We start from the raw sequence: 2,824 nt of genomic DNA on the forward strand, positions 1-2,824 counted from the left end.
GGCCTGACCGAGACCTCCGACGACACCAACCACGAGGTCATGGACCGGGCTCCCGACGGGGAACGCGTCCCGCTCGGGCCGGCCGTCCAGAACGTGAGCGTGTACGTCGTCGACGAGCACCTCTCCCCGGTGCCGCTCGGCGCCCCGGGCGAGATCGTCTTCTCCGGGATCTGCGTCGGCCGCGGCTACGTCAACGACCCCGAGCGCACGCAGCTCGCGTTTCTGGCCGATCCGCACCGCGAGGGCCGGCGGCTGTACCGAAGCGGCGACCACGGCCGTTGGCTGCCGGGCGGCAAGCTGGAGTTCCTCGGGCGCCGGGACGCCCAGGTCAAGATCCGTGGCTTCCGGATCGAGATGGGCGAGATCGAGAACACGCTTTTGCGGGTGCCCGGGGTTCGCGACGGCGCCGTGGTGGTGGCCGAGCGGCCCGAGGGCAAGCAGCTGGTGGCGTTCTACTCGGCCGGAGGGCCGCTCGAGGTCGACGTCCTTCGGGACCGGCTGGCCGAGTCACTGCCCGAGTACATGGTGCCGTCGGCCTTCCACTGGCGGGACAAGCTGCCGCTGACGGCGAACAGCAAGATCGATCGCAAGGCGCTGACGGCGCTCGCCGGCGAGCTCGACGTCGCCGAGGACGAGTACCACGCCCCGCAGTCACCCACCGAGGAACGGCTGGCGGCGGCATGGGCGAAGGTGCTCGGCGTCCCGGTGGACCAGGTCGGGCGAGGCGACCACTTCTTCGACCGGGGCGGCAACTCGCTGTCGGCCGTGAAGCTGGCCATCGCACTGGACCGGGCCGTGTCGCTCAAGGACATCACCCGGCACCCGGTCCTCGCCGATCTGGCCGGCCTGGTGGACGGCCGCTCCGAGCGACGTCCCGGCCTCCTGCAGGCCCTCTCGGGATCGGACGGTGGGCACGTCGGCGCGCTGGTGTGCTTCCCGTACGCGGGTGGCAACGCGGTGAACTTCGAGCCGATGGCCAGGGCCCTGCGGGGGAGCGGGCTGGCGGTCCTCGCCGTCGAGCTGCCGGGGCACGACCTCGCTGCCGAACGCGAGCCGTTCCTGCCGATCACGCAGGTGGCCGATCAGCTGGCCACCGAGATCACGGGGCGCGGCCTGACCAGGGTGCTGCTGTGGGGCCACTCGTCCGGCACCGCACTCGCCCTCGAGACGGCGACGCAGTTGCAGGCGAGGGGGGTGGATGTCCAGCGGGTGTTCCTCGCCGCGCAGCTGCCCGGTGACGCCGGCGTCCGGCGTGCCACCATCGCCGAGCTCTCGGAGCGGACCAGCGCCGAGATCGCTGCCGACCTGACCGCGGACACCGGCTACACCGAGCTCGGCGAGCTGGACCAGCAACGTGCCGAGCACGTCGGCGCCGCCTACCGGCACGACTGCGTCTCCGCCCACCGCTACGTCGCCGACGCCCTGGACAGCCCGCCGGCGGTGAAGCTGTCCGCGCCGATCACGGTGGTGGTCGCCACCGACGACCCGAGTACGGCGGGATTCGCGCGCCGGTACCGGGACTGGCAGCTGTTCGCCCGGCACGTCGACCTGCACGAGCTCGGCGACGGCGGTCACTACTTCCCGCGCACCCGGCCCGCCGAGGCGGCGAAGGCCGTGCTGCGCGCCGCCGACCTGATGGCTTTCTCCTAAATGGCAACGGAAAGGAAGATCGAGATGTCGTCCTCATCCGCGGCGTCACTGTTCGACGTGGACCTGCAACCCGGCAAGCCGCCGATGTCGCGGGCCGATCCCTCCGGCGATGCGCCGCGCTGGGCGGGCGAGCACCGGGACGCGTTGCGCGCCCTGGTCGCCGAGCACGGTTCGCTACTGGTCCGTGGCCTGGGGCTACGCGACGCGACGGAGGTGGCGGGCGTGTTCCAGCGGCTGACCACCACCGGTCTGATGGCGGAGAGGGAGGCGTTCGCTCCCCGCCAGGTCTACTCCGAGGGCGTCTACTCCTCGACCAAGTGGCCGGCCAACCAGCAGATGTGCATGCACCACGAGCTGAGCTACACCCTCGAGTTCCCCTCCGTGATGCTGTTCGCCTGCCTGGGGGCGGCCACCAGCGGAGGCGCGACCGGGGTGGCCGACTCGCCGACCGTGCTCGAGGCGCTGCCGCGTGAGCTGGTCGACCGGTTCGAGCGCGAGGGCTGGATGCTCGTCCGGAACTACAACGACGACATCGGGGCGTCCTACGCCGAGGCGTTCGGGACCGAGGACCGTGGCGCTGTCGAGAGCTACTGCCGGGCCAATGCGATCGAGTTCGAGTGGCAGCCCGACGGTGGACTTCGCACCCGGCAGCGTCGCAGCGCGGTGGTGCACCACCCGGTGACCGGTCAGCGCTGCTGGTTCAACCAGATCGCGTTCCTCAGCGAGTGGACGATCGATCCGGAGGTGCGCGAGTTCCTCGTGGACATGTACGGCGCCGACGGGCTGCCGTTCACGACGAGGTTCGGCAACGGCGAACCGATGACCCCGGACGTCGTGGAACTGCTCAACGAGGTCAACGAGGCCCACACCGCGCGCGAGCCATGGCAGGCGGGCGATCTCATGCTGGTGGACAACATCCGCACCGCCCACAGCCGTGAGCCCTACGAGGGGCCGCGCGAGGTACTGGTCGGCATGGCCGATGCGGTGCGACTGGTCGACTGCACGCCCACCATCGATGTGAGCACTTCATGACCGCGGTCGTGCCGCCCTTCGCGGTGATCTCCGGCGGTCAGGTCCAGCAGGCGCTGCAGGGCCGCGAGAAGCAGATCATGGAGGTGGTCGAGGCCACCTACCGCCTGCACGGCGCAGGCGACTCGGTGAACCCACCGTCCTA

At 70.9% G+C, this 2,824-nt stretch carries 2 protein-coding genes and 1 pseudogene; all 3 read left to right on the plus strand.

Annotated elements, in window-relative coordinates; translation table 11 throughout:
• Positions 1 to 1,650 (plus strand): alpha/beta fold hydrolase (locus AC5L35_RS37240; RefSeq protein WP_495064461.1); only part of this gene is annotated, 1,650 nt, incomplete at its 5' end.
• Positions 1,651 to 1,674: 24 nt separating this feature from the next.
• Positions 1,675 to 2,682 (plus strand): TauD/TfdA family dioxygenase, encoded by a 1,008-nt coding sequence (locus AC5L35_RS37245; RefSeq protein WP_495064462.1) that lies wholly within the window; start codon positions 1,675 to 1,677, stop codon positions 2,680 to 2,682.
• Positions 2,679 to 2,824 (plus strand): annotated as a pseudogene (locus AC5L35_RS37250) (2,3-diaminopropionate biosynthesis protein SbnB); the annotation flags it as partial. The gene AC5L35_RS37245 and the pseudogene AC5L35_RS37250, both read left to right, overlap by 4 nt.

It is taken from the genome of Pseudonocardia sp. OZ21 (assembly GCF_059359135.1).